This is a genomic window from Burkholderia sp. HI4860, assembly GCF_002223045.2.
Taxonomy (GTDB): Bacteria; Pseudomonadota; Gammaproteobacteria; order Burkholderiales; family Burkholderiaceae; genus Burkholderia.
In genome coordinates, this window is sequence record NZ_NKFO02000003.1 from 579911 (window position 1) to 604793 (window position 24883).

At 66.2% G+C, this 24883-nt stretch carries 24 protein-coding genes; 6 read left to right on the forward strand and 18 right to left on the reverse strand.

Annotation, left to right across the window (positions count from 1 at the left end):
• Positions 1 to 123 precede the first annotated feature (123 nt).
• The gene (locus tag CFB34_RS17955; protein WP_089439659.1) at positions 124 to 1041 is read left to right on the forward strand and encodes a LysR family transcriptional regulator; all 918 of its coding nucleotides are present in this window, start codon (positions 124 to 126) and stop codon (positions 1039 to 1041) included.
• Between the two features lie 24 nt (positions 1042 to 1065).
• Here CFB34_RS17955 and CFB34_RS17960 read toward each other — a convergent pair whose 3' ends face one another.
• Both CFB34_RS17960 and CFB34_RS17965 read right to left on the reverse strand, forming a co-directional pair.
• Complete coding sequence (locus CFB34_RS17960) at positions 1066 to 1695, reverse strand: NAD(P)H-binding protein (RefSeq protein WP_089439658.1); 630 nt, start codon at positions 1693 to 1695, stop codon at positions 1066 to 1068.
• A gap of 126 nt (positions 1696 to 1821) precedes the next feature.
• Positions 1822 to 2133 (reverse strand): helix-turn-helix transcriptional regulator, encoded by a 312-nt coding sequence (locus CFB34_RS17965; RefSeq protein WP_242808678.1) that lies wholly within the window; start codon positions 2131 to 2133, stop codon positions 1822 to 1824.
• Between the two features lie 39 nt (positions 2134 to 2172).
• Between CFB34_RS17965 and CFB34_RS17970 the strand changes: the two genes are divergently transcribed.
• Positions 2173 to 2742, forward strand: a complete 570-nt coding sequence (locus tag CFB34_RS17970; protein WP_242808679.1) for an alpha/beta hydrolase — start codon at positions 2173 to 2175, stop codon at positions 2740 to 2742.
• A gap of 18 nt (positions 2743 to 2760) precedes the next feature.
• On the opposite strand, the gene CFB34_RS17975 is transcribed toward CFB34_RS17970, so the two are convergent.
• The 4 genes from CFB34_RS17975 to CFB34_RS17990 form a co-directional block, all read right to left on the reverse strand.
• A complete protein-coding gene (locus tag CFB34_RS17975; protein ID WP_226273644.1) occupies positions 2761 to 3825 on the reverse strand; it encodes a porin in 1065 nt (354 codons plus the stop codon).
• Between the two features lie 238 nt (positions 3826 to 4063).
• Positions 4064 to 5515: an aldehyde dehydrogenase family protein gene (locus CFB34_RS17980; protein WP_089439656.1), complete on the reverse strand. Its 1452-nt coding sequence runs from the start codon at positions 5513 to 5515 to the stop codon at positions 4064 to 4066.
• Positions 5516 to 5544: 29 nt separating this feature from the next.
• Complete coding sequence (locus CFB34_RS17985) at positions 5545 to 6339, reverse strand: class II aldolase/adducin family protein (RefSeq protein WP_089439655.1); 795 nt, start codon at positions 6337 to 6339, stop codon at positions 5545 to 5547.
• A gap of 141 nt (positions 6340 to 6480) precedes the next feature.
• Complete coding sequence (locus tag CFB34_RS17990; protein ID WP_241025879.1) at positions 6481 to 7437, reverse strand: LysR family transcriptional regulator; 957 nt, start codon at positions 7435 to 7437, stop codon at positions 6481 to 6483.
• Between the two features lie 211 nt (positions 7438 to 7648).
• Between CFB34_RS17990 and CFB34_RS17995 the strand changes: the two genes are divergently transcribed.
• Both CFB34_RS17995 and CFB34_RS18000 read left to right on the forward strand, forming a co-directional pair.
• Positions 7649 to 9319, forward strand: a complete 1671-nt coding sequence (locus tag CFB34_RS17995; protein ID WP_089439654.1) for a GMC family oxidoreductase N-terminal domain-containing protein — start codon at positions 7649 to 7651, stop codon at positions 9317 to 9319.
• Positions 9320 to 9386: 67 nt separating this feature from the next.
• Entirely contained in the window at positions 9387 to 10334 is a 948-nt protein-coding gene (locus tag CFB34_RS18000) for an MBL fold metallo-hydrolase (RefSeq protein WP_089430852.1), read from the forward strand.
• Between the two features lie 46 nt (positions 10335 to 10380).
• Here CFB34_RS18000 and CFB34_RS18005 read toward each other — a convergent pair whose 3' ends face one another.
• From CFB34_RS18005 to CFB34_RS18040, 8 genes are all read right to left on the reverse strand, one after another.
• Positions 10381 to 10944: a DUF924 family protein gene (locus tag CFB34_RS18005; RefSeq protein ID WP_089424953.1), complete on the reverse strand. Its 564-nt coding sequence runs from the start codon at positions 10942 to 10944 to the stop codon at positions 10381 to 10383.
• Between the two features lie 83 nt (positions 10945 to 11027).
• Positions 11028 to 11297 carry a hypothetical protein gene (locus CFB34_RS18010; RefSeq protein ID WP_089430850.1) on the reverse strand — a complete coding sequence of 90 codons (270 nt, stop codon included), beginning with the start codon at positions 11295 to 11297 and terminating at the stop codon, positions 11028 to 11030.
• 11 nt (positions 11298 to 11308) lie between these two features.
• The gene (locus CFB34_RS18015; RefSeq protein ID WP_089439653.1) at positions 11309 to 12685 is read right to left on the reverse strand and encodes an aldehyde dehydrogenase family protein; all 1377 of its coding nucleotides are present in this window, start codon (positions 12683 to 12685) and stop codon (positions 11309 to 11311) included.
• A gap of 60 nt (positions 12686 to 12745) precedes the next feature.
• Positions 12746 to 13063 (reverse strand): nuclear transport factor 2 family protein, encoded by a 318-nt coding sequence (locus CFB34_RS18020; RefSeq protein ID WP_069353673.1) that lies wholly within the window; start codon positions 13061 to 13063, stop codon positions 12746 to 12748.
• A 99-nt stretch (positions 13064 to 13162) separates the two neighbouring features.
• The gene (locus CFB34_RS18025) at positions 13163 to 13936 is read right to left on the reverse strand and encodes an SDR family oxidoreductase (protein WP_089425877.1); all 774 of its coding nucleotides are present in this window, start codon (positions 13934 to 13936) and stop codon (positions 13163 to 13165) included.
• Between the two features lie 94 nt (positions 13937 to 14030).
• On the reverse strand, positions 14031 to 14930 hold the full coding sequence (locus tag CFB34_RS18030; RefSeq protein ID WP_069353672.1) for an SDR family oxidoreductase: 900 nt from the start codon (positions 14928 to 14930) through the stop codon (positions 14031 to 14033).
• 52 nt (positions 14931 to 14982) lie between these two features.
• Positions 14983 to 15720, reverse strand: a complete 738-nt coding sequence (locus CFB34_RS18035) for an SDR family oxidoreductase (RefSeq protein ID WP_069353671.1) — start codon at positions 15718 to 15720, stop codon at positions 14983 to 14985.
• A 158-nt stretch (positions 15721 to 15878) separates the two neighbouring features.
• Positions 15879 to 16730, reverse strand: a complete 852-nt coding sequence (locus tag CFB34_RS18040) for an oxidoreductase (RefSeq protein WP_089439652.1) — start codon at positions 16728 to 16730, stop codon at positions 15879 to 15881.
• A gap of 388 nt (positions 16731 to 17118) precedes the next feature.
• Here CFB34_RS18040 and CFB34_RS18045 point away from each other — a divergent pair, with 388 nt between their 5' ends.
• Both CFB34_RS18045 and CFB34_RS18050 read left to right on the forward strand, forming a co-directional pair.
• Positions 17119 to 18480, forward strand: a complete 1362-nt coding sequence (locus CFB34_RS18045) for a helix-turn-helix domain-containing protein (RefSeq protein WP_089439651.1) — start codon at positions 17119 to 17121, stop codon at positions 18478 to 18480.
• A gap of 86 nt (positions 18481 to 18566) precedes the next feature.
• Positions 18567 to 19559, forward strand: coding sequence for an IS5-like element ISBmu2 family transposase (locus tag CFB34_RS18050; RefSeq protein WP_006412423.1), 993 nt, complete (start codon positions 18567 to 18569; stop codon positions 19557 to 19559).
• Between the two features lie 265 nt (positions 19560 to 19824).
• On the opposite strand, the gene lpdA is transcribed toward CFB34_RS18050, so the two are convergent.
• From lpdA to CFB34_RS18070, 4 genes are read right to left on the reverse strand one after another with little or no spacing between them, the layout of a single operon-like run.
• Complete coding sequence (lpdA, locus tag CFB34_RS18055) at positions 19825 to 21216, reverse strand: dihydrolipoyl dehydrogenase (protein ID WP_089439650.1); 1392 nt, start codon at positions 21214 to 21216, stop codon at positions 19825 to 19827.
• A gap of 7 nt (positions 21217 to 21223) precedes the next feature.
• The gene (locus CFB34_RS18060) at positions 21224 to 22552 is read right to left on the reverse strand and encodes a dihydrolipoamide acetyltransferase family protein (protein WP_089439649.1); all 1329 of its coding nucleotides are present in this window, start codon (positions 22550 to 22552) and stop codon (positions 21224 to 21226) included.
• Between the two features lies 1 nt (position 22553).
• Positions 22554 to 23594 (reverse strand): alpha-ketoacid dehydrogenase subunit beta, encoded by a 1041-nt coding sequence (locus CFB34_RS18065; protein ID WP_089439648.1) that lies wholly within the window; start codon positions 23592 to 23594, stop codon positions 22554 to 22556.
• A 2-nt stretch (positions 23595 to 23596) separates the two neighbouring features.
• Positions 23597 to 24829 (reverse strand): 3-methyl-2-oxobutanoate dehydrogenase (2-methylpropanoyl-transferring) subunit alpha, encoded by a 1233-nt coding sequence (locus CFB34_RS18070; RefSeq protein ID WP_089439647.1) that lies wholly within the window; start codon positions 24827 to 24829, stop codon positions 23597 to 23599.
• Between the last annotated feature and the right edge of the window lie 54 nt (positions 24830 to 24883).

Consider the following 24883-nt stretch of genomic DNA (forward strand, 5'->3'; position numbering starts at 1 on the left):
GGATTCCTGTCTGGTGGGAAACGGCCGCGCGGCTCGCGACCTCGTGCCCGATTCTGCCGTCACGGCATCCGACGAAAAATATGAACTAACATAAGTCGACTTCACGAAACGCGATGTATCGCCATGCTGACCCAATTGAGAGACATGGATTTGCAGTTGCTGCGGCTCTTTCTGACGATCGTCGAAAGCGGCGGCTTCAGCGCCGCGCAAGGCACGCTCGGCATGGCGCCTTCGACGATCAGCACGCAGATGGCCAAGCTCGAGACGCGCCTCGGGTTCCGGCTGTGCGATCGCGGCAAGAGCGGCTTCCGGCTGACGCCGAAGGGCGAGCGCGTGCTGCAGTCGACGCGGCGGCTCCTGCACGCGATGGACGTGTTCACGCGCGATACGCAGCACGTGTCGGGGACGTTGCTCGGCGAACTGCGCATCGGGCTGTCCGAGCGGCTCGCACCGGACGTCGTCGAATCGATCGCGGCGAGCGTCGGTCGCTTCCGCGAACGGGCGCCGGATGTACTGATCGAGATGATCGCGGTGCCGCCCGACGAACTGGAGCGCAGGTTGCTGAAGGGCGAACTGCAGCTCGCGATCGGCTACTTTTCCGGCCACCAGGCCGGCCTGCACTACGCACCGCTGTTCGTCGAGCACCAGTCGCTGTACTGCGGCGCGCGGCATCCGCTGTTCGCGAAGAAGACCGTGTCGGTCAACGACATTGCGAACGCGAGCAACGTCGCGCGGCTCTACAAGACGAATACGTCGGGTGCGGCTCTGCGCAACGCGCAACCGACCGCGTTCTCCGAAAACGTCGACGCCGACGTGATCTTCATCCTGTCCGGCGCGCATGTCGGCTTCCTGCCCGACCACGTCGCGGCGCCGTGGGTCGACGCGGGCAAGATGCGCCGGCTGCTCGCGAGCAAGCTGAGCCATACGGTCGAATTCCAGCTCGCGACGCCAAGGAACTGCGATGGCAGCGAAGCGCTGGCGGCGTTCACGGCGGCGCTTGCCGAACAGTTCGGCGCGCTCGACGGTTTCGCCGATCAGTGACCGGCGCACGCCGCCCGTTTTGCGTCAGACGAGTTGGTCCGACGCAATGATCTGCACGCCCGGCCGCGCGTCGAGTGCCGCGTCGAGCATCGCGCGGGCGATCCGCGACGCGGGATTCACGCGCCACTTCGTCGGCAAAACAGGCCGGGCCACGTTCAACGCCGACACCAGCAGCCGCTCGCCGAGCCTGAATTCGTCGCGGCTGCCGCCGATCAGGCCGGGCCGTACGTAAGTGAGCGACGCGAACCCGACGCCGGCGAGCGCCTGCTCGACCTCGCCCTTCACGCGGTTGTAGAAGATGCGCGACGCCGGATCCGCGCCGAGTGCGGAATTCAGCACGTAAGCCGGTGTGCCGTGGCGGTGTGCGAGCCGCGCGACCGCGAGCGGATAGTCGTGGTCGACGCGCTGGAATGCCGCCTGGGAGCCCGCAGCGCGCATCGTGGTGCCGAGCGCGCAGATCACGGCATCGGCGTGCCACCAGTCGGCCGTGTCGGGCAGATGATCGAAATCGACCTCGAGCGCACGCATTTTCGGGTGCGGCGACAACGGGCGGCGCGCGACGACGATCACCTGATCGACCCGCGCATCGGCGAGCGCGACTTCGAGGACGTGACGCCCGACGAGTCCGGTCGCGCCGACGAGCAGCAATTTCATGTCCGATCCTTGCGTGTAGAGCCTGCGTTGGCGAGCCGGGAACGGCCCGGCTTACGGCTTCCCCCATGATCGTCGGCCGACTCGGCGCCGACAACCCTCCAACATCTCCAAAAGTTACAGGGTGCGCTACAAACCCGCCGCCTGTCGCGACACGCTCGGCGCGACACCCGTCCAGCGCTTGTACGCCTGCGAGAACGACGACATGTCGCTGAATCCCAGTTCCTGCGCGATTTCCTTGATCGACAGCCGCCCTTCTGCGATCAGCGCCTGCGCGCGGGTCTTGCGCACCGCGCTCGAAATGTCCCGGAAGCACGCGCCCTCCTCCTGCAGCCGGCACTTCAACGTGCGCTCGCTGGTGTTGAGCAGCGTCGCGATGTCCTTCAGCTTCGGCGGCCGGTCGAACGGGCGCGTGGCCAGGTACTCGTTCAGGAACGACACGAGGTCGACGCGGAGCGCGCGAAGGACGGCCGGCCGATCGTGCTCTACGGACTCAGCGCCGGCGGCATGCTCACGTATCACGTGGCTGCGCTGAACGGCAAGGTCAAGGGCATCGTCGGGATGACCTTCCTCGACCAGCGCCTTCAGCAGGTGCGCGATGAAACCGCGCGCAACGTGTTCGTGAGCCGCGTCGGCGGCCCGATGATGCATCTCACCGCGATGACCCCGCTGAAATCGATGCGCGTGCCGGTGACGCTCGCCAGCAAGATGTCCGCGCTCGTCAACGATCGGGATGCGCTGAAAGTATGGCTGTCTGATCGCACCTCCGCCGGCAACGCGATGACGATCGCGTTTCTCGATTCCTACATGTCGTACCGGCCGGCGGTCGAGCCGGAGGATTTCGCCGTGTGCCCGATCCTGCTCACGCAACCGGCCGCGGACCGCTGGACGCCGTTGCACCTGAGCGAACCGTTCCTGCAGCGCGTGCGGAAAGTGCCGGTGAAGGTCGTCATGCTGGACAATGCGGGCCACTATCCGCTCGAACAGCCGGGGCTGTCGCAGATGGTCGAGGCGATCGATGCGTTCTATCGGGAGGTGACGGCAAAGTGAATGCCGGGCGCGGATCGCCTAGAACACCGTTCGAACGCCGACCCGCAACACGCCCTGCCGCGCGCCCGACGATGCGGTGAACGTACCGCACACCGATGCGATCACGTCCTCGCCGCCGCTCGCCTGTTGATACACGGCACTCATGTAGACGTCGGTCTTCTTCGACAACAGGTAATCAAGCGTGATGCCGGCCTGGTTCGAATGATTGCCGGTCAGTTGCCGGTTGCCCTTCGCGTACAGGTAGTTCGCATACGCGAAGAAATCCGGCGCGAACCGGTACAGCCCGCCGATCTCGTAGGTGTCGACGTGCGCGCCCGTCAGCGTGTTGCGCGTATTCACGTACAGCGCGTCGAGCGCGAAGTCGCCGAATGTATAGCGTCCGCCCGCGCCGGCATTGCGGATGCCGAGGTGCCCGTTGTCGATTCCCTCTTCTTTCGAATACGTGTACGCCGCATCCAGCCGCAACGGCCCGTTGTCGTAGGACACGCCGAAGCTCGACAGGCTGTTGCTGCCGGTCTGCCCGGCGATGTTGCTGAAGCCATACAACGCGCCGAACCGGAACCCGCCGTAATACGCGGACGTGAACTTGATCGCGTTCGGTGTTGCGCCCCCGCCCGCCGTACGCGTGTAGTCGAAGGTGCCGAGCGCCGCGCCCAGTTTCGAGAACGGGCCGCCCGGCAGCTGGTACAGGCTGACATACGAAATCTCGTGCCCCCAGCGATGCAGCGACAGGTTGTCGAACATGTAGTCGAACTGCCTGCCAAGCGTCACGGTGCCGTACGGCGTGACGATGCCGACATAGGACTCGCGTCCGGACAGTGCGCCGCCGCGCACCGTGCCGCTGTTGATATCGGGCTGCGACGCCATGAAGACGAGCGCCTGGAACCCGCCGCCGAGATCCTCGACCGTGCGGATCCCGATCAGGTTGGGCGCCTGGATGCCGGACATCGCCTGAACCAGCGCCTTGCCGCCCGAATTGCTCACGTACGAAATGCCGTTGTCGACCAGACCGAACAGCGTGACCGAACTCTGCGCGTGCACGTGGCACGACACCATCGCCAGCGCGACGGCCATTGTCTTCATTCTCACGGATGCTGTCTCCAAACCGTCAGTGTCCGACGCACCGTTCGCATACGAGCGAACCGCACGTCGGACTGTCATTTTTATTAGTAAAACTATCTAATTGGCGCGTGCGGGATATGTGTTCCCCGCTCGATGCGCCGCCGTGGGCCGGGTTACCCGGCGTCGACTGATGGATCGCGCGCGCCGTCGCCGGCCGAACCCGTCGATGACGGGAACGACTGGCGGCGAGTCGCGCCTGTTACAGCATCACGTTGATGACCTTCTTCTCGACATAGCTATACATTTCCTCGATCCCCTCTTCCCGGTCGACGCCGCTGTTCTTGAAGCCGCCCCATGGCACGCCGAGGAAGTGCGTGTTGCTGCCGTTGACGAACACGCTGCCCGCACGGATGCGACGCGCGGTATTGAGCGCCTGCCGGATGTCGTTGGTCCAGATCGCTGCCGAGAGCCCGTATTCCGTGTCGTTGGCCATCGCGACCACTTCGTCGACATCACGCCATCGTGCGACCGACAGAATCGGGCCGAAGACTTCCTCGCGCCACAGCCGCATCTCGGGCGTGACATCGGCATAGACGGTCGGCTCGACCCAGAAGCCTTTTTCGAAAGCGTGCCCGGGCGGGCGGCGGCCGCCCGTCATCAGCCGCGCGCCATGCGTCTGCGCCGGGTCGAGAAAGCTCATCACGTGTTCGTAGCTCTTGCGCGAATTGATCGGGCCCATGCCCGTGTCGGGCAACATCGGATCGCCGACGCGGATCGCGGCCACGCGCTCGACGACACGCGCGAGCACGTCGTCGTAAATGTCGTCGTGCACCAGCAGCCGCGAATTGGATCCGCACGACTGGCCCTGCCATGAGAAATTCATCCCGCGCACCGCGCTCTCGGCGGCCGCGTCCGGATCCGCGTCCGGAAACACGATCATCGGATTCTTGCCGCCCAGCTCGAGCGTCACGTGCTTGACGCCCACCTCCGCCGCGCTGCGCTGGATCGCCTGCCCGGTCGGCACGGACCCGATCAGCGCAAGACGCTTCACGTCCGGATGGCGCACCAGCGCATCGCCGACTTCCGCGCCCGTTCCGTTGACGATGTTGAACACGCCGGCCGGCAATGTCTCACGCGCGACCTCACCGAGCACGAGCACGGACAACGGCGACGTTTCGGGCGGCTTCACCACCACCGTGTTGCCGGTCACGAGCGCGGATGCGGTACGCGCCGCGGAGAACATCGCCGGATGATTGAACGCGGCGATCCGGCCGACGACGCCGTACGGCTCGTACACGGTCATGTGCAGATGGCGGCCGGTGGCCGGGATCGTCTCGCCGTGCAGCCCGTGCACGAGCCCCGCGTAATAGCGCAGGCTGCGCACCGTCTCGTGCATGCTCGCAAGCGTCGGCACGTAGGTGTTGCCTGAATCGAGCACCTCGATGCGTGACAACGCCTCCGCGCGTTCGAGCAAGCGCTCGCCAAACCCGCGCAACAGTTCGCCGCGCTCCTCGCCGGTGCGTTCGGCCCACGCGGGCCACGCGCGCTGGGCCGCATCCACGGCCCGCGCGACGTCCTTGCGCGAGCCGGCTGGCGCGCGGCCGATCACTTCCTCGGTAGCCGGGTTGATCGACGCCGCCCACTCGCCGGTCTCGCTTTCCACCAGTTCGCCGTCGATCAGCAAGCGGCCGGTTATCAACTGCTCGTCCATACTCGTCTCCTCGATGATTCGATTGCCGGTCAACGCGCGCCCGTGTGTTGCTCGTGCTGCACGCGCCGCTTCCACAGTGCCCACGGGCGCTCGACCTGTGTTTCGATGTTCGCGCACGCGGTCGCGGCTTCCTGCTCGCTCAGATAAACCACGTCGCCCAGTTGCAGCGCCTCGAGCTGCATGCGCGCATTCACTTCCGCATAGACCGCGCGATACACGGCCTGCTTGAGCGTCGGCGCGACCACGGTCGAACCGTGACCGCGCATCAGTACGAACGCCGCACTGCCGAGCCGCTGCGCCAGCGCCGCGCCGAGCGCGTTGTCGCGCACGAGCAGGTCCGTCGCATCGCCGGCGGTATCGCGAATCTCGAACACCGGCGTACCCGCGCCGAGAAATCCGCTCATGTGGCACACCGGCCGCAGCGGCGTGCGTTGCGTCACGCTGAACGGCAGCACGGTCGGCGAATGGCTGTGGACGATCGCCTGCACGTCCGGACGCGCTTTATAGATCTCGCCGTGGATGAAACGCTCCAGATAGACGGCGCGCCCGCCGGCATTGACCGGCACGCCGTCCAGCGTGAATTCGACGATGTCGTCGATGCCGACGGTGCCCGGCGCCATGTTGCGCGCCAGCAGGAAGCGCTGCGGATCCTTGTCGTGACGGACGCTGACGTGACCGAAGGCATCGACGATGCCCTGGTCGAACAGGATGCGGTTCGCGCAGACGAGATCCTCGACGAGCGCGGGATCCGGCGCATCGGCGGGACGCCCGGCATCGTCCGCATACGCGGCTGCGCCGCCGGATTGAAGATGAAGAGTACACATGGGTCGGCCTGTTTTCGGGTTGACTGGCAGTGCGCACGCCCGCTTCGCGTCGCGAGGCGGACCGTCAAGCACCCGGCCAGCTTAGGACCGCGCCGACCATAGGTCTATTAGCTATTGATCGCCAAACAGATAGCCCGATGACTATGAATTCGGGACGCCCGCTGCCGCGCCCGGCGACGCGGAATCGACGATGAACTGCACGAGTTCGGCCTGGAACGCCGAGAAGCGCTTGTCGTCGCGATGCACGAGATAGATCGGCACCTTCATCGACAGCTCCGGGCGATCGAGCACGACCAGCTCGCCGCGCTCGACCTCCGCACGCACCGCCGACGCGAACATGAAGCTCACGCCGAGGTTCTCGCGCACCACGTGTTTCATCGCCTCCGGATGCCCGAGTTCCATCACGACCTTGCGCTGTTCGAGGCCGCGCTCGCGCAGCAGCGCCTCTTCGAGCTCGCGGCGCGGCTGGTTGCGCGGCGTGCTCACGAACGGCACGCGGCGCAGGTCGAGATCGCCGGCCGGCTGCGCGGCCCACGGGCTCGACGCGCCGCACACGAGCAGCAGTTCGTCCTCCCACACGGGAATGGTCGCCAACCCTTCGAGATCCTGATTGGCCGCGATCAGGATGACCGCGAAATCGCAACCGCCGACACGGGTCGCATCGACGGCCGCCTGCGGCGTCAGGATCTGCACGGTCACGAGCCCGTCGGGCTGCCGCCGGTGGAACTCGGCGAACAGCGGCGGCAACGCGTACGAGCCGATCGACATCGACGTCGCCACCACCGCGGTGCCCATTTCGCCCTGTTCGAGACCGGCGAGTTCGCGCTCGACCTCGCGAGTGCGCGTGATCACCTCGGTCGCCCAGCGATAGATGCGCTCGCCGGCTTCCGTGAGTGCGATGTTGCGGCCGGCGCGCTTCACGAGCGCGTAGCCGAGCCGCTTCTCCATGCTGCGCACGTGCGCAGTCACGACCGGCTGCGCGATGCACAGGCGGTCGGCCGCGCGCGTGACGCTGCCGAGCTCGACCACCGTGCAGAACACCTCGAGCTTCTGAAAAGTGAGATACGAATCGAATCCGCGCACAGTCCCCTCGCCCATAGCCATCCGGGTATCGGATGGCACCGTAATACGTATTGGAAGATATGTTTCAGGTTACGCACAATCGAATGAACCCACAACCGAGAGGCCTGCGTTCAGGCCCACCTGGAGACATCATGGTTCGTTCGACGTCTGTTCCGGCCGGTCGCCGCGCCCCGCGTTCGCGGGTCGCGCCGGCCTGCCCTGCCGCCCGGCACCGCGAGGTGCGTCGATGAAAACCGATACGTACGACTACGTGATCGTCGGCGCCGGCTCGGCCGGTTGCGCACTCGCCTACCGGCTCGGCGAGGACCCGAACGTCCGCATCCTCGTGATCGAGGCCGGCGAGCAGGATCGCTCGCCGTACATCAAGGTGCCGCTGACGTGGGGCCAGATCCTGAAGAACCGGCTGTTCGACTGGGGCTATTTCACCGAGCCGGAAGCCGGCATGGACGGCCGCCGGATCGAATGCGCGCGCGGCAAGGTAGTGGGCGGCTCGTCGTCGATCAACGGCATGGCCTACGCACGCGGCGCGCGGGAAGACTACGAAGGCTGGGCCGACGAATTCGGCCTGACCGACTGGTCCTACGACGCGGTGCTGCCGTACTTCAAGCGCTCCGAATCGTGGGAGCGCGGCGAATCGGCGCTGCGCGGCGGCCGCGGCCCGCTCACCGTGATCCGGCTCGACTATCGCGACCCGTTGGTGGGTGGCTTCCTCGACGCGACACGTGCCTGCGGCTATCCCGAGAACGACGACTACAACGGCGCATCCGTCGAAGGCTTCGGGCCGATGCAGGCCACGATCCGCAACGGCCTGCGCTGCAGCGCCGCGGTCGCCTACCTGCGCCCGGCGCTCGCGCGCGGCAACGTCACGCTGGTGACGGGCGCCCTCGCGAAGCGCATCGTGCTCGATACCGACCGGGGCGCGCCGCGCGCCATCGCGATCGAGTATCGCCGGGGCGAATCCGACTACCGCGCCGATGCGCGCCGCGAAGTCATCCTCTGCGGCGGCGTGATCAATTCGCCGCAACTGCTGATGCTCTCCGGCATCGGCGCGGCCGACAGCCTGCGCACGCACGGCATCGCGTCGACGGTCGAATTGCCCGGCGTGGGCACGAACCTTCACGATCACATCGTGTTCGACCTGCGCTGGAGCCGCAAGGAACCCGGCCCGCTGCACCGGATGATGCGTGCCGATCGCATCGCGTTCGACGTCGTGCGCACGTTTGCCGGCGGCAACGGCTTCTCGAGCACGATCCCCGCCGCCGCGCTTGGCCTGGTCAGGAGCCAGCCTCACCTGCCGCTGCCGGACGTGCAGCTGATCCTCGCGGCCGGCGCGATGAACGCCGCGCCGTATTTCGAGCCGTTCAAGCATGCGTATGCCGATTCGTTCGCGATCAAGGGCATTTTCCTCACGCCCGAAAGTCGCGGACGCGTGTCGCTGAAGTCGGCCGATCCGGCCGAGCATGCGCGGATCGAACAAAACTTCCTCGCCACCGAGAATGATCGCATCGCTGCGCGGGAGATGTTCCGGCGCATGCGGGAAATCGGCGCGCAGGCCGGACTGCGCCCGTTCATCGACGCAGAGATCGCACCGGGCCCGCAAGTCCAGAGCGATGCAGATGTCGACGCGTTCATTCGTCGCATCGCGATCACCCTTCATCACCCGGTCGGCACGTGCCGCATGGGCCGCGACGACGATCCGGCGGCCGTGGTGGATACGCAGATGCGCGTGCGCGGCGTGGCCGGCTTGCGGGTGGTCGACGGCTCCGCGATCCCGCGCATCATCCGCGGGCCGACCAACGCGCTGGTCATGATGATGGCCGAACGCGCGGCGGATTTCATGACCGGGAAAGCCGTGCCGGTGCCGCAGGCGCAGGCACGCGCCACGGCACGGATATAGACAGTCGCGCGCGGGGCAGCGCACCACGCCCCGCTTCGATTCATTCCAATTCATTCAGGAGACACCGATGACCCATTCCTGCGGGCATGCGCATTGCCATGCGCACATCACGAATGCCGAACCGCATGCTTTTTCCCTCGCGCTCGGCAACGTCGAAATCATCCGGCTGTACGACACGACGCTGCTCGGCGAAACCGCGCAGAGCTGGCTGCCGGACTTCGACCGCGCACGCGTGGCGGAACACGAGCACTGGCTCGCGCCGACACACTACGATCCCGAAAGCGGCCGCATCCCGATGCCCGTGCACAGCTGGATCGTGCGGACCGGCCGGCATACGGTGCTGATCGACAGTTGTATCGGCAACCACAAGGAGCGGCCGGGGCTGCCGGAAATGCACCGGCTGTCGACGCGCTATCTCGACCGGATGCGCGCACTCGGCATCCAGCCCGAGGAGATCGACTACGTGATGTGCAGCCACCTTCACGCCGATCACGTCGGCTGGAACACGCAGCTCGTCAATGGTGTGTGGGTGCCGACCTTCCCGAACGCGCGCTACGTGATCTCGCAGGTCGAGCACGATCACCTGGTCCGCGCGATCCGGGGCGAAGGCCCCGCCGGCCCCGCGTGGTTCAGCCCGATGTACAACGACAGCGTGCTGCCCGTGATCGAGGCCGGCCAGGCCACGATGTTCGACGACACCTACGAGCTCGACGACACGTTCCTGATCCGCCACGCGCCGGGCCATTCTCCGGGTCACGTGCGCATCGAGCTGACGTCGCAAGGCTCGCGCGGCGTGTTCAGCGGCGACATGCTGCACTCGCCGATCCAGATCCCGTTCTGGCAATGGAGCAGCAAGGTCTGCGACGATCGCACGCTCGCCGCGAAGAGCCGCTTCGAGCTGCTCGCGCATTGCGTCGAGCACGGCGCACTGCTGCTGCCCGGTCATTTCGAGGCACCGCACGCGGGGCATATCGTCGATACGGCCGGCACGTTCGGCATCGAGTTCCTGCGCTGACGCACGCATGGCCGCCACGGCGGCCATGCCGCGCGAACCGGTGGGCTCATCCGGCGAAGCCGCCGGATGCGAGAAAGCGCGCCTCGTCGCGCGTCGTCTCGCGGCCGAGCAGCGCGTTGCGATGCGGGAAGCGGCCGAAGCGCGCGACGATCTCCCGGTGCCCGATCGCATGCGACAGCCACGGCTGGCCGAGCCTGCCGTTCAGTTCGACGGAAATCCGCTGGTCGTCGAGGTCTTCGGAATGGGCGAACGGCAAACAGAAGAACAGGCGCAGCGGCCGCTCGACCTGCGCCATCTGATCGTGCTCGTACGCGTGCATCGCGAACTGCCGTGCGAGCGCGTCGGTCGCATACATGCGCGCGGTGCCGCGAAACGCATTGCGCGGAAACTGGTCGGTGAGCAACAGCAGCGCGAGCGTCCCGTATGGCGTCGACAACCAGCCGTCCAGCTCGCGCCTTGCAGCGGCCAGGTGCGTATCGAGAAAGCGCTCGCGAAAGCGGCGATCGAAATCGGGATGTTTTGCGAACCATTGCGCGGGCCCGGCATCGATCCAGAACGTGATGACGGCCTGCGCCGGCGGCGCGGCAAACAATGGCATATCGATCTTCATGGCGAAGAGATGAACGACGGGTGAATGGAAGCGGCACGTCGACGACGGCCGTGCCCGCACCCGGCCCGTCGTCCTCCTGCGATTCAGGTGCGTTGGAACAGCAGCGTGGCAGCCACCGCAACCACGGCCGGCACGCCGAATACGATCGCGAGGATCGGCAGCTCCTCGCGTACGCCGTAGCCGGCCCGATGCACGCCAACCCACAGGTTGGCCAGCGAGACAACGAGCCAGACCGGCACGAACGCCTGAGCGGCAAACGCCAGCGATGCCGCGTGCGTGCCCCACAATTGCCCGAACAACAGGAACACGGTCAGCAACAGCACGCCGGCGACGATCGTCCAAAGTGTATGCATCGTGCCCCCGGTTACGCGAAGACGCCGAGCATCTTGCCGATGTCCTTTCCCGCATACGGCGGGAACACGTCGAGCACCGCGTCGGGATTGCCGATCAGCATCGCTTTGGTATTGCTCAACGCGTCGAAGCCGGCCTTGCCGTAGTACTTCCCCATCCCGCTGTTGCCGACGCCGCCGAACGGCAAACTGTCGATCCAGCAATGCAGGTTGGTCTGGTTCACGCATCCGCCGCCGAACGACAGGCTGTTGAGCACGCAGTCGATGCTCGCCTGCCGCTTGCTGAACACGTAGCACGCGAGCGGCTTCGGCTTGCGCTTCATGATGCCGACGATCTCGCGCAGTTCGCGGTACGGCAGCACGGGCAGCACCGGGCCGAACACTTCCTGTTGCATCGCCGGATCGTCCCAGGTCGACGGGTACAGCACGGTCGGCTCGACATAGCGTGCCGCGATGTCGTGGCGGCCGCCGTGCACGACCTTGTCGGCGACGATGTAAGACGCGACGCGTTCGGCATCGTGTTCGCTGATCATTCGCGCGAAATCGGGGCTTTGTTGCGGATCGTCGCCGTACATCGCGGTGATCGACGCCTTGAGCTTCGCGATGAAGGCCTCGGCCACCGATTCATGCACGTACACATAGCCGGGCGCGATGCACCATTGTCCCGAGATCGCGTTGTGCCCCCACGCGACACGGTCGGCCGCGATGTCGAGATTCGTGGTTTCGTCGACGATGCACGGGTTCTGCCCGCCGAGTTCCAGCAACACCGGTGTCAAATGCTCGGCGGCGGCGCGCATCACGACCTTGCCGACCGCCGAGCTGCCGGTGAAGAAGATGAAGTCGAACGGCAATTCCAGCAATGCGCCGATTTCCTGGCGACCGCCCGTGACGACGGCGACGTCCTCCGGTGAGAAGTACTGCGGCACGAGCCGGCTCAGCAGCGCGGCCGTCGCGGGCGTGGTGTTCGCCGGCTTCAGCACCACCGTATTGCCGGCTGCCAATGCCGCGATCGCCGGATCCAGCAGCAACAGAATCGGCGCGTTGAACGGGCCGATCACGAGCGTCACGCCGTACGGCTCCTTGTAGATCATGCCGGCGTTGCCGGCCGCCTCCAGCGCCGGCGGAATCGCCACTGTCTGCGGCGCCATCAGTTCGTGCAGATGCTCGCGGTAGTAGCGGATGACACCGGTCGGCACGGAGATTTCGAACAGTTGCTCGAACGGCGGCTTGCCGAAATCCTCGTACAGCGCCGCGCACAGCGCGTCCTGGTGATCGTGCAGCATCCGCTCCATCCGGTCGAGCTGCGCGATGCGCCATGCAAGGGTTTTCGTGACGTCCGAGTCGAAACGCGCACGTTGCGCGTCGAGCACGGACTGGTAGGGGTTCGACATGGTCGCGTTCTCCTTGGGGAAGCCGCCGGCCGGAGCGGCAACGGGCGGCATGCGGACGGCTCAGGCCTGCCCGATGTCGAGCCGGGTAATCCGGCCATCGGCGTCGACCCGGAACTTGAAGTACGTACGGAACGTGCCCCAGCGATCCGAATGAAACCGGCCGTGGATCTCGAGCCCGTCGTTGTCGACGCGATCGATCGTCGTGAAGCGCTCGGTCCCGATCGCGTCCCGGTTGAATGCGTGCAGGTCTCGTGGCCGGCCGTCGTCGTACAGCGTCGCATCGGGCGCGAACAGCGCGGCCCATGCCGCGCCATCGCCTTGCTGGAGCGCGTCGATCGCGCGCCGCACGACCGGATGGTGGAGTATGTCGGTGTTCACGATGCCGATCCTCGATGAAAGACGGCCGCCCGTCGTCCTGCCCCGACGCGTGACGGGCAGGCAACGCGTGCCGGGCAAAACACGGGCAGCCGAGGTGTGTTACTTGGTCGTATAGCCGCCGTTGATCAGGATCGTCTGGCCGGTGATCCACCAGCCGTCGCTGACCAGGTGACGAATGAACGGCACGACGTCCTCGATGTCGGTCAGCCCCGTCTTCGAATACTTCGACAGCGCGGCGGCCGTCTTGTGATACGCGACCGCGTCCGCCCCCTCCTCCGGATAGAAGAACGGCGTGTCCATCGGGCCGGGCCCCACTGCCGTCACCGAAATGCCGCGCTCACCGAACTCCTTCGCCGCCGCGCGCGTGTAGTGCTCGACGGGCGCCTTCGTACCCGCATACGCGGCGTAATAAGGCGTGAATGCGCCGAGCAGCGCCGTAACCAGCGAGACGATCTTGCCGTTGTCGTTCACGTGCCGCCCCGCTTCGCGCAGGAAAAAGAACGCCGACTTCGCGTTCACCGCGCTCATCTGGTCGTATTCCGCTTCGCTGATTTCGGTGAACGGCTTTTTCAGCACCTTGCCGACCGTGTTGATCGCGATGTCCGGGCGGCCGACCGCCGCAACCGCATCGGCGAACAGCTTCTCGACGGCCGCCGCGCTCGTCAGGTCCGCCTGGAATGCGACCGCCTCGGCGCCGGCCGCCTTGATCGCCGCGACCGTCGTCTCCGCGTCCGCCTTCGAGCCTGCGCTGTTGTAGTGAATCGCGACGGCCTTCGCGCCATGCGCGGCCAGATCGCGTGCGATCAGGCCACCCAGGTTCTTCGCGCCGCCGGCGATCAGTACGGTCTTGCCCTTGATTTCATGATTTGCCATTTCGCTCTCCTGATTCATTTCCTGTTCGATCCACGTCCGGGATGACGTTCCGGATCAGTGGCCACGCGCCGGCTGCGGCCGGCCGCCCGGCGCGTCACGCATTCGCTTTCGGCTGCAGCAGGTCGGACAGGCCGACGCGATGCAGCATCTCCGCACGCACGCGGTCGAGCACCGCGAAGCCGACAGCCGCGCCGTCCTGCGTCGGATCGATGTGCACGCGGAACGGACGCTTGCCGAACGGCATGCCCACGATGTCGACGATCGCACGTGCCACCTCGCTTGCATCGGCGTCGGCCGGCACGATGTCCGCAAACGCCTTCAGCACCTGCTCGCCGAAGCCCGCATACGGCCCCGCATCGTATTCGGCCGCACGCGACGCGTCGGCCGGCGCGCCCGCATGCGCGAAATGGTTGGTGCCGCCGGTAAATGCGCCCGGCACGACGATCGACGTCTCGATGCCCCAGCGCGACAGCTCGCGCGCATACTGCACCGCGATCGCATCCATTGCGGCCTTCGCCGCGAAATACGGCGCCAGGTACGGCGGCGTGCCGCCCGCCGAGCTGCTGCTGGAGACCCAGAGCAGCAGGCCTCGGGCGCTTTTCCGCATATGCGGCAACACCGCGCGGTTCACGCGCTGCGTGCTCAGCACGTTCACGTCGTACAGGTGCGCATACTGCTCCGGCGTAAACGCTTCGGCGGGACCGAACACCATGTGCCCCGCGTTGTGCACCAGCACGTCGATGCGGCCGGCCTCGGCGATCACGCTGGCGACGCCGGCGTCGACGGAATCCTGCGACTGCACGTCGATCTCGACGGTGCGCAGATCGATGCCCTGCGCTTTCGACTGCGCGGCCATCTGCGCGACGACCGGCGCATTGCGTCCGGCCGTATCGCGCATCGACGCGAACACGGTGTGGCCGGCCGCCGCCAGCGCTTCGGCCGTCAGGCGGCCGAAGCCGCTCGACGCACCGGTAATGAGAATGGTTTTGCCCATGACGATGCTCCTTGATTGACGACTGCGATCCTTCGATACGAACCGTGCGGACTCAAACCATCCCGCCGTTGCTGCGCAGCACCTGCCCGTTGATCCAGCCGCCGTCCGGACCAACGAGGAACGCGACCGCGTTCGCGATATCGGCCGGTGTACCGAGACGCTCCAGCGGATTCATCTTCGACAGGCGCTCGATCAGCTCCGCCGACTTGCCGTTCAGGAACAGGTCGGTCGCGGTCGGCCCCGGCGCGACGGCGTTGACGGTGATCGAGCGACCGCGCAGCTCCTTGGACAGGATGCCCGTCATCGCTTCGACCGCTGCCTTGGTGGCCGTATAGACGCCGTACGTCTCGGGCCTCAGTCCGACCACGCTGCTCGACAGGTTGACGATGCGCCCGCCGTTGCGCAGCCGGCGCGCCGCCGCGCGCAGCGTGTTGAACGTCCCCTTCAGGTTGATGGCGATCTGCGTGTCGAACAGCGCGTCGTCGCTATCGACCAGTGGCGCCAGCTTCATGATCCCGGCGTTGTTCACCAGCACGTCGACGCCGCCGAACTTCGCTTCGGCCACATCGAACAGCCGCGCCACGGCAGCCGGATCGCTGACGTCCGCCTGGACCGCGACCGCCTGCCCGCCCTCGCCCGCGAGATCGCTCGCCAGTTCCTCGGCCTCGCTCGCCTTGCCTGCGTAATTGATGACGACGGCCAGCCCGTCGTCCACCAGGCGCCGCGCGATTGCCGCGCCGATACCTCGCGATGCGCCGGTCACGATCGCCACGCTTGTTCGATTGTTCATGTCTGCTTCTCCACGGTTTCGCGTCCAGCGCATCCGGACGCATGCCTGGCCCGCGCGATATCGATCGCGACGAGGGCCGATTCACGACGATTCCTTCCCGTTACTTAGCACACCGATACTATTGATCCGGACCTTACCCGAACGAACCGGATACCCGCTCAGTCGCGCTGAGTCGATCGCGACACGGTTTCCCATGCGCGGATATCACGCTCGATCGATTCGGCGCGGCCGAGCATCGTTCCCACCGCATCGGCACCGAGCGCGAGATGGACCGGCGGCTTCTCCGCCTTGAGGATATCGACGATCGCCTGCGCGCCCTTTTCCGGCACATTGGGCTGCTTGCCTTGCAGTTGGCCGATGAATCCGCGGAACTGGCCGGCCGGCGTGTCCGCGTAGTCGTCGATCCGGTTCGACGTATACGCCAGCGAACGTCCGGCGAACTGGGTTTCGAAAATGCCGATCGTCAGCACCGTCACATGAATGCCGAGCGGTGCGAGCTCGCCGGCCAACGCCTCGCCGAGCACGCCGGTCGCGGCCTTGGCCGCGGCGTACACGCCCAGCCCCGGGTAGCCCGCGAACCCGGCGATCGACGAGAACTGCACGATGTGCCCCGAGCGCTGGCGGCGCATGGTGGGCAAGACCGCATGGATCAGGCGCAACCCGCCGAAGAAATTCACGTCGAAGATCTGCTGCGCATCGGCTTCGGTCGTCTCTTCGACCGCGCCGACCGTGCCGACGCCAGCATTGTTGGCGAGCACGTCGATCCGGCCGAACTGCTCGATCACACGCTGCACGCCCGCCGCTACCGTGTCGGGCTGCGTGATGTCCATCAGGACACCGAGCGCACGCCCGGGCGCAAGCCGTTCGAATTCGGCGACCTGCTCCGCGCCGCGTACGGTGCCCGCGACCCGCGCGCCTTCTGCGAGCAGCCGTTGCGCCAGTTCGCGACCGAGACCGGACGAGACGCCAGTAATCAATACGACCTTGTTTGCCATCGATGCTGTGTTCATTCGAAAACTCCGGATCACTGAAAGTATTGGGATGGATCGAGTGTAGTCGAGCCGATGGCGCGAATGAACGGGGCGCGTCGAGATGCACTATCCACGATTGACTAACAATCGGTTCAACCATATTAGCGTTCCGACCGTGCCGGTTCTTTCAAGAATGCGTACCGGAAAAATGAAAATCCGGAAGCCGGCCGAGCGGACACATCGACGTTGCCGCGCGGTGTTTCATCAGACAACACGGGCCTTCCGCGTGCAGCCGCCCGTTTGACAATTCTTGACGCACGGTGCGCCGGCAAGGTGCAATAGTGGGCACGCACGCCGGTTGCGTGCGTCCCGTCACACCGCCGCCGGCATCGAGTCGCGCCGGCATCCGTTCGGAGTGGAAACCAGCATGAGCGACCCGCTTCACAGGACGCACCGGTTTCGCAGCGACGACCCCGACGAAGTGTCCGATTTCATCGGCACGATCTATGCCGACAACCAGTTCACGGCGCAGCACGCGGTTCGTCGGAATGTCAGCATGACGGGACATGAATGGAACGGCATCGGCGTCTACGACGTCGACTACCTGATGCCTTTTCACTTCCGCTCGAACGATGCGCGTCCGAACTACCTGTTCCTGTCCTGCCGTCGTGGCCACGCTCGTTACGAAAGCAACGGTGACGATGCGGCCTGCACGACGGGTGACGTCATGCCGATTTCGTCGACTGGCCACTCGTTCTGCACGACGGGTGGCGACGGATTCGGCCATCTGTCGGTCATCATCGATGCGGACCGGGTCAACCGCTTTCTCGCACAATGGATTGGCCGGCCGGGGCTCGAGCCGGTCGAGTTCGGGCTGACACCGGTCTCGCCCGAGCTGCGGATGCAATGGAATGCCGCGGCCGGTTGCCTGCGCCGGATGATCAGGATGTCGCCCATTCCCGGCGTCGCCGTCGACGCGTTGCTCGAACACATGCTGAAGATCATGGTGGCCGGCCACGCGAACAACCACGGCGCACTGTTCGACCGCGACCATTGCACGCCCGAACACCAGACTCGCATGGCAATCCACATGCTCGAGGACGCGCCGCTGCGGTGGAAAACGCTCGGCGCGATCGCGCACGTGCTCGGCTGCGCGACCGAGGCGCTGGAGCACGGCATCCGCCGCCTGACAGGCCGGTCATCGACCGAGCTGCGCAACGAAGCGCGCTTTCGCCACGTGAACCGCGCGCTCGCGCGAGGCGACGGGCCGGATTTCGATGCGACGTTGCATGCGCATGGATTCTCGATCACGGCGCGCTTCATTCGGGAGTACTACCGTCGCTTCGGCGAACCGCCCGGCGCCACCTACCGGCGAAACCCGCACGCCGCCGATCAGCCGTTGACAGCCGACGCCGCCAGCGCGCCGCTGTGCGCACAGGCGATCAACCGGTTCATCGATGCGTCGCTGGAAAGCCGTATCGACACGGCCGACCTCTGCCGACTGGTTGGCATGAGCGAGCGCGCGACGATCGACGCATTCAGGATGCAGTTTTCCCGCACGCCGGCGCAATACATCATCGAGCGGCGGCTGGAACGCGCACGCCTGCTGCTCGAACATACGTCGGACAGCATCCTGTCGATCGCACTGGACTGCGGATTCGGCACGCAAAGCTACCTGTCGACCGCGATTCGGCGGCACTTCGGCGTAACGCCGCGGGAATTGAGGATGCGGGCGGCATCCGCCGGCCGCAGCAGGACGGACGACGGTCAATACGGTCCGGAGGACTAGGGAAACGCTGATTTATTCGGCTCGGCGGTCATCGCAGACGTAGCCGAGGACGTTTAGAAGACAGCTCACGGAACGGACCCACGACGATGAAGAGGCAGATCGGCTTCGCGGAAGCGGAAATTGCAGGCAAGAAGCGAGTGACGAGGCGCCAACGCTTCCTGGAAGAGATGGAGAAGGTCGTTCCGTGGCAGCGCTTGCTGTCGGCCATCGAACCGCACTATCCGAAGGGCACGCGAGGTCGCCCGCCGATTGGCCTTGAGCGGATGCTGCGAATCTACTTCGTGCAACAGTGGTACGGACTGTCGGACGAAGGACTGGAAGACGCGCTGTATGACAGCATCACGCTGCGAGCCTTCGCCGGCATCGATCTGGCGATCGAGAACGTGCCTGATGCAACCACGCTGTTGAAGTTCCGGCGCCTGCTGATCGAACACGAACTGACACGGAAGTTGTTCGACGAGATTGGCATCTCGCTGTGCGAGCGTGGGCTGATGATGAAGGAAGGCACGCTGGTTGACGCGACGATCATTGAAGCGCCGCCGTCGACCAAGAATGCCGGGAAGAGCCGTGACCCGGAAATGCATCAAACGAAGAAGGGCAACGAATGGCACTTTGGCATGAAAGCCCACATTGGCGTCGACGCCGACTCGGGCCTGATTCACAGTGTGGTTGGCACGGCGGCCAACGTGTCGGATGTATCGCAAGCTCATGCCCTGCTGCACGGGCATGAAGAGCAGGTGTTCGCCGACGCGGGCTACATTGGCGTCGACAAGCGCGAGGAAATGGCGGGCAAGGCCGTGAAGTGGCACGTCGCTGCCAGGCGGGGAAAGATCAAGGCGATGCAAGAAGGAGCGCTGAAGGACCTGGTGATCGCGCTCGAGCGAACCAAGGCGCAGATCCGTTCGCGGGTTGAGCATCCGTTTCATATCGTCAAGAATCTGTTTCAGCATCGCAAGACCCGATACAAGGGCTTGGCCAAGAACACCGCGCAACTGTTCAGCCTGTTCGCTCTGGCGAATCTGGTGATTGCGCGAAATCTGTTGCGATCGGTCCATGGGAGCAGTCCGTCATGCGTATGAAAAATGCGAGCAGGGGAGGCTCGCTTACGCGCCAAATTCACTGAATTGAGCGCCGATTCGCTTCGTCATCCAGAAAATTTGAAGCCATCTCGCCTGCAACTTCGGAAGTTGGTCCATTGATCAGCGTTTCCCTAGGCGAAACCCGGAGCACCGGCATCGCAGCGTGCCGGATATCGAATGAACGTGTCTGCCGTCTACCTGGCGTAAATATCGCCGCGGATACGCACGTTGCGCATCCGCGGCGCTTTTTCAGGAGGCTCGCCCGTCACACATGCACCGCGTGCCCGAGCGCACGCAGCGCGGCCTCCTGCAGCGCTTCGCCGAGCGTCGGGTGCGCATGGATCGTGCCGCCGATGTCCTCCAGCCGCGCGCCCATCTCCAGCGACTGCGAGAACGCGGCAGCCAGCTCCGACACGCCGCGCCCGACCGCCTGCCAGCCGACGATCAGGTGGTTGTCGCGCCGCGCGACGACGCGCACGAAGCCGTCGGTCGCCTGCAGCGTCATCGCGCGCCCGTTCGCCGCGAACGGGAACGACGCGCTCACGCAGTCGACATCGGCCGCCCGCGCGTCGTCCGGCGACCAGCCGGCCGTGACGATCTCCGGATCGGTGAAGCACACGGCCGGGATCGATGCGGGCATGAACTTGCGGCGCTTGCCGGCGATCAGCTCGGCCACCATCTCGCCCTGCGCCATCGCGCGATGCGCGAGCATCGGCTCGCCGGCGACGTCGCCGATCGCCCAGACGTTGCGCATCGACGTCCGGCACTCGTCGTCGATCCACAGCGCGCGGCCGTTGCGATCGAGCGGCAGCGACTCGAGCCCGAAGCCGTCGACGCGCGGCCGGCGGCCCACCGCCACCAGCACGCGATCGGCCTGCAGCGTCTGCTCCGCGCCATCGGCGGCCTGCACGCGCACCGCGCCGTGCTCCGCGAGCCCGAGCACCTTGTGGCCGAGCAACAGCCGCACGCCCAGCCGCGCGAGCGAATCGGCAACCGGCCGCGCGAGTTCGGCATCGTACGCGGGCAACACGCGCTCCGCCGCTTCGACCACGCTCACGTCGACGCCGAGCTTGCGATAGACGATCCCGAGTTCGAGCCCGATATACCCGGCCCCGACGACGACCAGCCGCTTCGGCAACGTCTCGGGCGACAGTGCCTCGGTGGACGACACGACATGCCCGCCGAACGGCATCGACGGCAGCGCGACCGGCTCGGAGCCGGTCGCGAGCAACAGGTGCTCGCAGCTGATGCGCGTCGTATGGCCGCCGCCAACGACGTCGACGGTCTTGCCGTCGACCACCCGCGCATCGCCGTGCAGCACGCGCACGCCGTTCTTCTTGAGCAGCGCGCCGACCCCGCGCGTCAGCCGGTCGACGATGCCGTCCTTCCAGGCGACGCTTTTCGCGATGTCGATCTCGGGCGTGCGCACGCGGATCCCGAGTGCGCCCTCGCCCGCGTGGCCGCGGGCCTGTTCGAATGCATCGGCCACGTGGATCAGCGCCTTCGACGGAATGCAGCCGATGTTCAGGCAGGTGCCGCCGAGCCGGTCGCGCTCGACGAGCACGGTCGGAATGCCGAGCTGGCCGGCGCGAATCGCGGCGACGTAGCCGCCCGGGCCGCCGCCGATCACGAGCAGCGTGGTGTGTTCGTTCTTCATTGCGTGATCACTCCACGAACAGCAGTGCCGGGCGCTCGAGCACCGCGCGCACGGCCTGGATGAATTCGGCCGCATCCGCGCCATCGACGACGCGATGGTCGAACGACGACGACAGGTTCATCATCTTGCGCGCGACGACCGCGCCGTCGCGGATCATCGGCCGCTCGACGATGCGGTTCACGCCGACGATGCCCACTTCAGGATGATTGATGACCGGTGTCGACACGATGCCGCCGAGCGCGCCGAGGCTCGAGATCGTGATCGTCGAGCCGCTCAGCTCGTCGCGCTGCGCGCGGTTCGTGCGCACCGCATCGGCGAGCCGCGCGATCTCGGCGGAAATCGACCACACGTCGCGCGCTTCCGCATGACGCAGCACGGGCACCGTGAGGCCGCCGTCCGTCTGCGTCGCGACGCCCATGTGCACCGCGCCGTAGCGCGTGACGACACCCGCTTCGTCGTCGAAACGCGCATTGATCTGCGGGAAGTCGCGCAACGCGATCACCATCGCGCGGATCAGCAGCGGCAGCGGCGTGAGCTTGCCGCGCGTGTCGCCGTGGCGGCGATTCAGTTCCGTGCGCAACGATTCGAGCTCGGTGACGTCGATCTCCTCGACGTAGCTGAAGTGCGGAATGCGGCGCTTCGCTTCCTGCATCTTGCGCGCGATCGCGCGCCGCAGGCCGATCACCGGTACGTCCGTTTCGTCGTTGCGTTCGGCGTAGCCTTGCGCGTGCGATCCGCGCGCCGCGCCGCTGCCGGTACCCGCATACGCATCGAGGTCCGCATGCAGGATCCGCCCTGCTTCACCGGTGCCGCGCACATAGCGCAGCTCGATGCCCATGTCCCATGCGCGCTGGCGCACGGCCGGCGACGCGAGCGGCCGTTCGCCCGGCGCGAGCGCCGCGCGCGGCGGCTCCGCTTTCTCCGCATGCCCGGCATGCTTCGCACGACGCGGCTCTGCCGGTGCGTGCTTCGCGGCCGGCTTGGCGGACGATTCGGCCGGCGCCTCGACCACCGACTTCGACGGCGCCGAAGCGACCGGTGCGGTTGCTACCTTTGATTCCCGCACCGGTGCGCCGGCCTTCAGGTTGCCGTCGCCTTCGACCTCGAGGCGAATCAGCTCACTGCCGACCGCCATCATCTCGCCGATCCGGCCGCCGAGCTCGATCACCTTGCCCGTCACCGGTGACGGAATCTCGACCGCCGCCTTGTCGGTCATCACATCGGCGAGCGGCTGGTCTTCCTTGATCGTCTGCCCGACTTCCACGTGCCAGGCCACCAGCTCGACCTCGGCAATCCCTTCGCCGATATCCGGCATCTTGATGACATGAATCCCCATCTCACGCCTCCATCACGCGTCGCAACGCTTCACCGACCCGGGCCGGGCCCGGAAAGTACGCCCACTCCTGCGCATGCGGATACGGCGTATCCCAGCCCGTCGTGCGCTCGACCGGCGCCTCGAGGTGGTAGAAGCAATGTTCCTGGACCAGCGACACCAGTTCCGCACCGTAGCCGCAGGTGCGCGTCGCCTCGTGCACCACGACGCAGCGCCCGGTCTTGCGCACCGACGCGACGATCGTGTCGAGATCGAGCGGCCACAGCGTGCGCAGGTCGATCACCTCCGCATCGATGCCCGTCTCCTCGGCCGCGGCGAGCGACACGTGCACCGTCGTGCCGTAGGTCAGCACCGTCACGTCGTTGCCGGGGCGCACCACGGCGGCCGTATCGAGCGGCACCGTGTAGTAGCCTTCGGGCACCGCGCTGGCCGGATGCTTGAGCCACGACGTGACCGGCCGGTCGTGATGGCCGTCGAACGGCCCGTTGTACAGCCGTTTCGGCTCGAGGAAGATCACCGGATCGTCGTTCTCGATCGACGCGATCAGCAGCCCCTTCGCGTCGTACGGATTCGACGGCATCACGGTGCGCAGCCCGCACACCTGCGTGAACATCGCCTCCGGGCTCTGGCTGTGCGTCTGGCCGCCGTAGATGCCGCCGCCGCAGGGCATGCGGATCGTCATCGGCGCGATGAACTGGCCGGCCGAGCGATAGCGCAGCCGCGCGCCTTCCGACACGATCTGGTCGGACGCCGGATAGAAATAGTCGGCGAACTGGATCTCGCACACCGGGCGCAGCCCGTATGCGCCCATCCCCACCGCCGCGCCGACGATCCCGCTTTCGGAGATCGGTGCGTCGAACACGCGCGACTTGCCGTATTTGTTCTGCAGTCCTTCGGTGCAGCGGAACACGCCGCCGAAATAACCGACGTCCTGCCCGAACACGACCACGTCGCTGTCGCGCCCGAGCATCACGTCCATCGCCGAGCGCAGCGCCTGGATCATCGTCATCGGCTGCGTTGCCGTGCCTGCCTCTTGTTGCGCCATGATCACGCTCCCAGTTCCTGGCGCTGACGGCGCAGGTGCGCGGGCAGCTCCTTGTATACGTCGTCGAACATCGACGCCGGCGACGGAATCCGGTCGTCGGCCAGCGAGCCGTATTTCTCCGCTTCCTTCTGCGCGGCGATCACCTCGGCCTCGAGCTCGGCCGTCAACGCTTCGTGTGCGCTGTCGGACCAGATGCCCTTGACGATCAGGTGGCGCTTGAAGCGTTCGATCGGATCGCCGAGCGGGAAATGGGACCAGTCGTCGCTCGGCCTGTACTTGGTCGGATCGTCCGACGTCGAGTGCGCGCCCGCACGGTAGGTCACCCACTCGATCAGCGTCGGGCCGAGATTGCGGCGCGCGCGTTCGGCCGCCCAGCTCGACGCCGCGTAGATCGCGAGGAAGTCGTTGCCGTCGACGCGCAGCGACGCGATCCCGCAGCCGACGCCGCGCCCGGCGAAGGTCGTGCCCTCACCGCCCGCGATCGCCTGGAACGTCGAGATCGCCCACTGGTTGTTGACGACGTTCAGCACGACCGGCGCGCGGTACACGTGCGCGAACGTGAGCGCGGTATGGAAGTCGGATTCGGCCGTCGCGCCGTCGCCGATCCACGCGGACGCGATCTTCGTGTCGCCCTTGATCGCCGACGCCATCGCCCAGCCGACCGCCTGGATGAACTGCGTCGCGAGGTTGCCGGAGATGGAGAAGAAGCCCGCTTCGCGGTCCGAATACATCACGGGGAGCTGGCGGCCTTTCAGCGGGTCGCCTTCGTTCGACATCAGCTGGCAGATCATCCGTTCGAGCGGGACGTCGCGCGTGATCAGGATGCTTTGCTGCCGGTAGGTCGGGAAGCACATGTCGCCGTCGCGCAGCGCCATCGTGTGCGCGGTGCCGATCGCCTCTTCGCCGAGGCTCAACATGTAGAAGGAGATTTTCTTCTGACGCTGCGCGATCATCATGCGCGCGTCGAAAATGCGGGTCTTGAGCATCGCGCGCAGGCCGGCGATCAGCCGCGCATCGTCGAGATCCGGTGCCCACGGGCCGACGGCCTTGCCGCTGTCGTCGAGCACGCGCACGAGGCTGCGGGCGAGATCGGCGGTGTCCGCCGCGGCAACGTCGATCGGCGGGCGGCGAACGGCGCCGGCCGGCGATAGATGCAGATAGGAAAAGTCCGTCTTGCAGCCCGGGCGCCCGGTGGGCTCCGGCACATGCAGACGCAATGGCTCTGACAGGCTCATCGTGTCGTCTCCACGCTCGATTGTGTCTCACGCTGTTTGGGAACGCGCAGGCCG

Bases quoted from the DNA above. Each gene is read 5' to 3' on its own strand.
- CFB34_RS18050 (WP_006412423.1), top strand. From the start codon at position 18,567: ATGAAGAGGCAGATCGGCTTCGCGGAAGCGGAAATTGCAGGCAAGAAG.
- CFB34_RS18070 (WP_089439647.1), bottom strand. From the start codon at position 24,829: ATGAGCCTGTCAGAGCCATTGCGTCTGCATGTGCCGGAGCCCACCGGG.
- CFB34_RS17980 (WP_089439656.1), bottom strand. From the start codon at position 5,515: ATGGACGAGCAGTTGATAACCGGCCGCTTGCTGATCGACGGCGAACTG.
- CFB34_RS18015 (WP_089439653.1), bottom strand. From the start codon at position 12,685: ATGTCGAACCCCTACCAGTCCGTGCTCGACGCGCAACGTGCGCGTTTC.
- CFB34_RS18035 (WP_069353671.1), bottom strand. From the start codon at position 15,720: ATGAACAATCGAACAAGCGTGGCGATCGTGACCGGCGCATCGCGAGGT.
- CFB34_RS17955 (WP_089439659.1), top strand. From the start codon at position 124: ATGCTGACCCAATTGAGAGACATGGATTTGCAGTTGCTGCGGCTCTTT.
- CFB34_RS17975 (WP_226273644.1), bottom strand. From the start codon at position 3,825: ATGAAGACAATGGCCGTCGCGCTGGCGATGGTGTCGTGCCACGTGCAC.
- CFB34_RS18010 (WP_089430850.1), bottom strand. From the start codon at position 11,297: ATGCATACACTTTGGACGATCGTCGCCGGCGTGCTGTTGCTGACCGTG.
- CFB34_RS18060 (WP_089439649.1), bottom strand. From the start codon at position 22,552: ATGGGGATTCATGTCATCAAGATGCCGGATATCGGCGAAGGGATTGCC.
- CFB34_RS18000 (WP_089430852.1), top strand. From the start codon at position 9,387: ATGACCCATTCCTGCGGGCATGCGCATTGCCATGCGCACATCACGAAT.
- CFB34_RS17990 (WP_241025879.1), bottom strand. From the start codon at position 7,437: ATGGGCGAGGGGACTGTGCGCGGATTCGATTCGTATCTCACTTTTCAG.
- CFB34_RS18040 (WP_089439652.1), bottom strand. From the start codon at position 16,730: ATGAACACAGCATCGATGGCAAACAAGGTCGTATTGATTACTGGCGTC.
- CFB34_RS18030 (WP_069353672.1), bottom strand. From the start codon at position 14,930: ATGGGCAAAACCATTCTCATTACCGGTGCGTCGAGCGGCTTCGGCCGC.
- CFB34_RS17985 (WP_089439655.1), bottom strand. From the start codon at position 6,339: ATGTGTACTCTTCATCTTCAATCCGGCGGCGCAGCCGCGTATGCGGAC.
- CFB34_RS18065 (WP_089439648.1), bottom strand. From the start codon at position 23,594: ATGGCGCAACAAGAGGCAGGCACGGCAACGCAGCCGATGACGATGATC.
- lpdA (WP_089439650.1), bottom strand. From the start codon at position 21,216: ATGAAGAACGAACACACCACGCTGCTCGTGATCGGCGGCGGCCCGGGC.
- CFB34_RS18025 (WP_089425877.1), bottom strand. From the start codon at position 13,936: ATGGCAAATCATGAAATCAAGGGCAAGACCGTACTGATCGCCGGCGGC.
- CFB34_RS18045 (WP_089439651.1), top strand. From the start codon at position 17,119: ATGAGCGACCCGCTTCACAGGACGCACCGGTTTCGCAGCGACGACCCC.
- CFB34_RS17960 (WP_089439658.1), bottom strand. From the start codon at position 1,695: ATGAAATTGCTGCTCGTCGGCGCGACCGGACTCGTCGGGCGTCACGTC.
- CFB34_RS17995 (WP_089439654.1), top strand. From the start codon at position 7,649: ATGAAAACCGATACGTACGACTACGTGATCGTCGGCGCCGGCTCGGCC.
- CFB34_RS18005 (WP_089424953.1), bottom strand. From the start codon at position 10,944: ATGAAGATCGATATGCCATTGTTTGCCGCGCCGCCGGCGCAGGCCGTC.